At 44.9% G+C, this 7,182-nt stretch carries 8 protein-coding genes; all 8 read left to right on the top strand.

Annotated elements, in window-relative coordinates:
• Positions 1–3: 3 nt before the first annotated feature.
• Positions 4–972, top strand: a complete 969-nt coding sequence (locus tag VK541_RS13390; protein ID WP_324370836.1) for a glycosyltransferase — start codon at positions 4–6, stop codon at positions 970–972.
• Complete coding sequence (locus tag VK541_RS13395) at positions 969–1,757, top strand: hypothetical protein (RefSeq protein ID WP_324370837.1); 789 nt, start codon at positions 969–971, stop codon at positions 1,755–1,757. The genes VK541_RS13390 and VK541_RS13395 overlap by 4 nt, the downstream gene beginning before the upstream one ends.
• A 9-nt stretch (positions 1,758–1,766) precedes the next feature.
• Positions 1,767–3,266, top strand: a complete 1,500-nt coding sequence (locus tag VK541_RS13400; protein ID WP_324370838.1) for a GH3 auxin-responsive promoter family protein — start codon at positions 1,767–1,769, stop codon at positions 3,264–3,266.
• Positions 3,263–4,444 carry a 1-deoxy-D-xylulose-5-phosphate reductoisomerase gene (locus VK541_RS13405; protein ID WP_324370839.1) on the top strand — a complete coding sequence of 394 codons (1,182 nt, stop codon included), beginning with the start codon at positions 3,263–3,265 and terminating at the stop codon, positions 4,442–4,444. The genes VK541_RS13400 and VK541_RS13405 overlap by 4 nt, the downstream gene beginning before the upstream one ends.
• 9 nt (positions 4,445–4,453) lie before the next feature.
• The gene (gene rseP, locus VK541_RS13410) at positions 4,454–5,776 is read left to right on the top strand and encodes an RIP metalloprotease RseP (protein ID WP_324370840.1); all 1,323 of its coding nucleotides are present in this window, start codon (positions 4,454–4,456) and stop codon (positions 5,774–5,776) included.
• 9 nt (positions 5,777–5,785) lie between these two features.
• Positions 5,786–6,316 (top strand): Fe-S protein assembly co-chaperone HscB, encoded by a 531-nt coding sequence (gene hscB / locus VK541_RS13415; RefSeq protein ID WP_324370841.1) that lies wholly within the window; start codon positions 5,786–5,788, stop codon positions 6,314–6,316.
• Between the two features lie 25 nt (positions 6,317–6,341).
• Positions 6,342–6,902, top strand: coding sequence for a YeeE/YedE family protein (locus VK541_RS13420; protein WP_324370842.1), 561 nt, complete (start codon positions 6,342–6,344; stop codon positions 6,900–6,902).
• Positions 6,903–6,906: 4 nt separating this feature from the next.
• On the top strand, positions 6,907–7,182 hold a 276-nt coding region (locus VK541_RS13425), incomplete at its 3' end, for a YeeE/YedE family protein (protein ID WP_324370843.1).

Here is a 7,182-nt window from a genome sequence, read left to right on the forward strand (position 1 = left end):
GCCATGTTTTTTTCGATCATTATCCCCTTATATAACCGTCCGCAGGAGATAGACGAACTGCTGTATACGCTGACCAAACAAACTTACCTGCAGTTTGAGGTGCTGGTGATAGAGGATGGCTCGTCGAATGATGCGAAACACATCATAGACAAGTATGTCAACCTGCTGGACCTGAAATATTTTGTGAAACCCAACTCCGGTCAGGGCTTCAGCCGCAATTTTGGTTTTGAAAAGGCTAAAGGAGATTATTTTGTGATCTTTGATTCAGATTGCCTGATTCCGGCCAATTACCTGGAAATCGTAAGTGACTATCTGTATGAGCGCAAGCTGGACGCCTTTGGCGGCCCGGATGCAGCCCATGACAGCTTTACCCCGGTTCAAAAAGCGATCAGTTATGCGATGACCTCTCCATTTACTACTGGGGGGATCAGGGGCAATAAAAAACATATCGGACAGTTTCATCCGCGCAGCTTCAATATGGGCCTGTCCCGGGAAGTATGGGAGAAAGTAGGCGGGTTTATCCTGACCAGGCTGGGCGAGGACATTGAGTACAGCATCAGGATCCATGAGGCCGGATTTAAGATCGGGCTGATCCCGGATGCTAAGGTATACCATAAGCGCAGGACCAGCTTTATGCAGTTTTACAAGCAGCTGCATTTTTTCGGCAGGGCCAGGATCAATGTTTATAAACACTTTCCGTCTGAACTGAAATTGATCCATTTCTTTCCTGCGGTGTTTACCTGCGGCCTGATAGCGGCCATTTTGATCAACCTGCTTTACTGGCCTTTGGCATTTGTGTGTAACTTTTTGATACTGGTATACTTTATGTTGATATTTTTTCACTCCTGGCAGGTCAATAAGTCATTAAAAGTTGCATTTTTGAGCATTATTGCTGCCTTCATACAACTGGCTGCCTATGGGTTGGGTTTTATGCAGGATTTTATTAAAAGAGTAGTATTTAAACAACAATGATAGATTTTTTAAAGGAGAGTACTTTTGCTGTAAATGAGGTGCTTGGCAAGGCCTGGACGGTGACGAGGAAGCATTATTTTTCGATAGCAACGCTTTGCTTTCTGATGTTCATCACTTCCAATGCCTCGGGGCTGATGGCATTCTTTTTAAAGGATGTGAGCAAGGGGTTGAATATACTGATGGCCTTCATCTTCATCCTTTTTTATTTTACGATCAACCTGTCGCTGTTCAAGTATATTTTTCATCTGCTGGATGACGAAGAACATGATGTGAGCATTGTGAGTACAATACCTACAAGGCAGCAGATCATCCGTTTCCTGGTGGCCACGGTGTATTTTATCCTGTGTATTCTCGGGGTGTATATCGTGGTAATGGTGGTAGGGCTTCCGTTTGTATATGCGGGAATCGATATCAATAAGGTAACCAATATAGCCGTTCCTGTGGGTTTGGTAGCCATATTTATCACCTGGGTGCGGATTTCGTTTTTCCCTTTCTTTATCATTGACAGGAACCTGGGACCTTTTGCGTCTATAAAGTACAGCCTGGCTACGACCAAAGGTAATTTTACCAAAATATTTATGCTGCTGCTGGTTTTGGGCAGTTTTTATATGCTCTGCCTTTTCTTCGGGTTCATACAGTGGCCGGTAGTGGCTTTTTTTACAAATGTCCTGAGCTCCTTCATCATCATTCCTTTATCAAGTGTGGCGCTTACGATCGCTTACCGTAAGATGATGAGTGAATACAAAGGGGAGGATGAACCGGATATTATACACAATATAGTTTAAAACGGAATCATGGGTTTAAAAGCGGCATTGAGCAAGCCATTTGCTGCCTTTGTAGTACGGGGCATCAACAAGTGGAAAAAAAATGCAGTGGCGGCACAGGAGGAAACCCTTGCTAAACTTGTTGCCGGAGCAAAAAATACTGTTTTTGGCAGGGATCATGATTTTGCAGGCATCCGTAACTATGAAGATTTCAGGAAACGGGTCCCGGTAAAGGATTATGAGGCGTTAAGACCTTACATAGACCGGGTGGTGGATGGGGAGCCTGATGTGATGTGGAAGGGCAAGCCCCAGTATTTTGCCAAGACCTCCGGCACGACTTCGGGAGTGAAATACATTCCGATCTCGAAAGAATCTATGCCTGAGCATGTAAAGGCGGCGCGAAATGCATTGCTGACCTATATCCATGAAACCGGCAAGGCTGAGTTTGTGAACGGGAAGATGATCTTTTTGCAGGGAAGCCCGGTTTTGAAGAAAAAGAATGGCATTAATGTGGGACGGTTATCGGGCATCGTGGCGCACCTGGTGCCGGGATATTTGCAGAAGAACCGTTTGCCGTCCTATGCGACCAATTGCATTGAAGACTGGGAGGAAAAGGTGGATGCGATCGTAGCCGAAACCTTTCATGAAGACATGACGCTGATCTCGGGCATACCGCCATGGGTACAGATGTATTTTGACAAGCTTTCCGATAAATCGGGCGGTAAAAAGATCAAAGATATTTTTAAAAACTTTAACCTGTTTGTTTACGGCGGGGTCAATTACGAGCCTTACCGTGCAAAAATAGAAGCCAGCATAGGCAAAAAGATAGATACAATTGAGACCTATCCGGCATCTGAAGGCTTTATTGCTTATCAGGATACACAGGCCGATAAAAGTTTGCTGCTCCTGGTTAAAGCAGGAATGTTCTATGAGTTTATTCCTGCGGAAGATTTTTACAATGAGAATCCTCAGCGGATCAGCCTGGCTGATGTGGAGCTGGACAGGAACTATGCGCTGATCCTGAATACCAATGCCGGTCTGTGGGGTTACAGCATAGGAGATACCGTGAAATTTGTGTCTAAGGATCCTTATAAGATTTTGGTGACGGGAAGGATTAAGCATTTTATATCGGCATTTGGGGAGCATGTGATCGGTGAGGAGGTAGAGCATGCACTGCTGACTGTGGCCAATGAGGAAGGTGTGGGGATTACAGAATTTACCGTGGCGCCACAAGTGGCCACGCCACAGGGCGAACTGCCTTACCATGAGTGGTTTGTGGAATTCTCCAGCCCGCCCGCGGATTTGACTGCTTTCAGTAAAAAAGTGGATGATGCCTTGCAGCAAAAGAATATTTACTATTTTGACCTCATTGAAGGGAAAATACTGCAGCCTCTGGTCATTCGTTCACTGAAAAAGGACGCTTTTGTGAGTTATATGCGTAGCCAGGGAAAGCTGGGCGGGCAAAATAAGGTGCCAAGGTTATCAAATGACAGAAAGATTGCAGACGAATTAAGTAGTTTTACAGATTGAAACATATATCAATATTAGGATCAACCGGTTCCGTAGGGACGCAGGCATTAGAGGTTGTGGCGGCAAACCCCGGTTTGTACCGGATTTCGGCACTTACAGCACAGACAAATGCCAAATTGCTGATCGAACAGGCACTTCGCTTTAAGCCGGGTACGGTAGTGATCTGTGATGAGGCTAAGTATGCTGAAGTGAAATCGGCCTTATCTGGTTTAACTATAAAGGTTTTGGCCGGAGAGGATGCCTTGTGTGAGGCGGCCGGTATCGCTGAAGCTGATCTTGTACTTACTGCTTTAATGGGATCTGTGGGTTTAAGACCTACAATAGCTGCTATTATGGCAGGTAAAGACATTGCGCTTGCCAATAAAGAAACGCTGGTGGTGGCCGGTGACCTGATCACCTCCCTTGCGAAGGAACATGGGGTCAGGATCATTCCCGTGGACTCTGAGCATTCTGCGATATTCCAGTGTTTGGCGGGAGAGGAAAACAACCCGATAGAAAAAATCTATCTGACTGCTTCCGGAGGACCGTTCAGAGGCAAGGACCGTGCTTTTTTGGCCGGTGTTGGCCGTGCTGCGGCGCTGAAACATCCAAACTGGAACATGGGACCCAAGATTACAATAGATTCGGCTTCGCTGATGAACAAGGGTCTGGAAGTGATCGAAGCCAAATGGCTTTTTGGCCTGGATGCAGACCAGATCGATGTGGTGGTACATCCCCAATCCATTATTCATTCCATTGTGCAGTTTAATGATGGCTCTATGAAGGCTCAGATGGGACTGCCGGACATGAAACTGCCCATTCATTATGCGCTGGCCTATCCAAACAGAATATTAAGCAATTTCAAACGTTTCAGTTTCATGGATTATCCGGAGCTTACTTTTGCGCAGGCAGACAGAGAGGCGTTCAGAAACCTTGACCTGGCATTTAAAGCATTGCGCATGGGCGGAAATATGCCTTGCATTATCAATGCGGCGAATGAAGTGGTGGTCAATGCCTTTCTGAATGAGAAGATGGGTTTTTTGCAGATGAGCGATGTGATCCAGCAGTGTATGGAAGAGCTGGAGTTTATTGCAGAGGCCAGCCTTAATAATTATTTAGAAACGGACAGGCATACACGTATATTTGCCGGGGAACTGGTAACAAAACAAGTTTATCTTAATCAAAACATAAAATATTAAAATCTATATATGAGCGGACTGATTATGGCGGCCCAGTTACTTCTGGGATTATCGATACTGGTAATTTTACATGAGTTAGGGCATTTTTTGGCAGCACGTGCCTTTGGTATTAAAGTAGAGAAGTTTTACCTGTTCTTTGATGCCTGGGGAGTTAAGCTGTTTAGTTTTAAAAGAGGAGATTGTGAATATGGTATAGGCTGGCTGCCGCTTGGTGGTTATGTAAAGATCGCGGGGATGATCGATGAGTCTATGGATACTGAACAAATGGCACAGCCGGCGCAGCCCTGGGAGTTCAGGTCTAAACCGGCCTGGCAGCGTCTGATCGTCATGCTGGGCGGCGTAATTGTAAACATTGCGGTTGGTATACTCATCTTTTGGATCATTACTTTTACCTATGGTGAGACTTTTATTCCCAACAGTTCGGTACAAGGAATCAATCCGGGTATAATTGGCAAGGAAATAGGCCTGAAAAAGGGCGATAAGGTGGTAGCGGTTAACGGTAAAAAAGTGATCCAGTTTGATGAGCTGATCAGTCCCAAAGTTTTGCTTGGCAATACGACGCTGACCATTATGCGTGGGGGCAAAGCACTGGATATTAAAGTTCCTGATAATATATTGAATAAGGTTTCAGATCTGGGTATCGAAGAGTTTATCAGCAGGATGCCGCTGATTTCTTCATCAATTGACAGTGTTTACAGCAACGCCGAAAAAGCCGGGTTAAAAAAGGGAGACCGTATTCTTGCAGTCAATAACAATCCTGTTAAATACAGTGCGGATGTGAAAGACGAGCTGAAAAAATTTAAAGGTAAACCTGCTGTATTTATGGTAAGCCGCGGTACTGAGCGGCTGTCTTATAGTGTTCCTGTTGATACTGCCGGTACGATCGGTATTGGCTTCAATGTAAATGAGCTGAAGCAGGAAACCGTCAATTTTGGTTTTTTTGAATCATTCCCGGTAGGGGTGAACCAGGCATGGAAGGTGTTTAGTGACAATGGCAAAGGAATCTGGAAAGTATTAACTGGCAAGATTAAAGCGAATAAGGCTTTTTCCGGTCCTGTGGAGATCGCACGTAAAGTTTACGGTGGTGTATGGATATGGGAAAGGTTCTGGTTTTCTACAGGTTTTATATCCATCGCGCTTGCGTTTATGAATTTACTGCCTATTCCGGCGCTGGATGGCGGGCACGTAGTTTTCCTGATCATAGAGATGATTAAAGGTAAGCCTATGGGCGATAAATTTATGGAGCGCGCGCAGATCGTAGGGTTTGTACTGCTGCTGTCGCTGATGGTATTCGTGCTGGGCAACGATATTTTCAAAGCGGTAATGCATTAGCGATGTCAGATGACTGATTATTTCGAATTTTATGGTTTACCGGTTAGCTTTAATCCTGATCCTGCACTTGTAAAGCAGAAATTTTATGAACTCAGTAAGCAGTACCATCCTGATTTTTTCATCAACGAAAGCGAAGAAAAACAGGCTGAGGTGCTGGAACTGAGTACGGTCAACAACAAGGCTTACCAGGTGCTTACTGATCCGCAAAAACGACTGCATTATATCCTGGAACTAAAAGGTGTACTGACAGCGGGAGAGAACTATGTTTTGCCCCAGGGCTTTTTGATGGAGATGATGGAGGTGAACGAAGCTTTGATGGATATGCAGTTTGATCCTGATGCGGAAAAGTTAGCGGCTTTAAGGGATGAGGTAGCCGGGATAGAAAAAAGCATTTCAGATGAAATTATTTCTTTAACTTCGGGTTTTGATGCACAAACTGAACCTGAGCAGGGTAAATTGCTGGCTGCGGTAAAGGACCTTTATTATCGCAATAAGTATTTACTTAGAATAAGAGACAGCATAAGAGCTGCATCTAAATAGGGTTTTGGCCCACAACAAGTAGGATATGATCGAGGTTCTAAAACAGCCCTGGCCCTGGTATGTATCAGGACTTGCCATCAGCGCAATAATGCTGGCACTGATTTTCTTTGGGAAATCTTTTGGGTTTTCTTCTAACCTGCGTACGATCTGCAGCATGATAGGCGCGGGTAAGCGTGCTCCTTTTTTTGACTTTGACTGGAAAGCCCAGCGCTGGAACCTGATGTTCCTGGTTGGTGCAGTGATCGGCGGGTTCATTTTCTCACATTGGCTGGATTCTGGTGTGCCCTTGGCTTTGTCTGACGCTACAGTTGCTGATCTAAAAGGGCTGGGTATAGATTTTGACGGACAAACCGTTCCTTTGCAGCTGTTCAACTGGGAATATTTATTTACCCTTAAAGGCTTGTTTATATTTCTTGGCGGCGGTTTTCTGGTAGGTTTTGGTACACGGTATGCCGGAGGCTGTACTTCCGGTCATGCGATCAGTGGTTTGTCAAACCTGCAATTGCCTTCTTTGATTGCGGTGATTGGATTTTTTATAGGCGGGCTGGTGATGACACATCTTATTTTTCCACTTTTATTTGCTTAGAACCATGCTGAAATCTCTGAAATATATACTTGCCGGAATTGTGTTTGGTATTGTCATGAGTAAATCTGAGGCGATCTCCTGGTACCGGATCCAGGAAATGTTCAGGTTCCAGTCTTTTCAAATGTTTGGCATTATTGGTACAGCTGTGGTCACGGGTATTGTTGCGATCGCATTGGTGAAAAGGTTTGGCGCAAAGACGATCGGCGGTTCTCCGATTATTTTTACTGCCAAAGACAAAGGCTGGCGAAAGTATCTGTTTGGCGGTATCATATTTGGGTTT

The organism is Pedobacter sp. (assembly GCF_035317785.1).
In the GTDB taxonomy this organism is placed as follows: Bacteria; Bacteroidota; Bacteroidia; order Sphingobacteriales; family Sphingobacteriaceae; genus Pedobacter.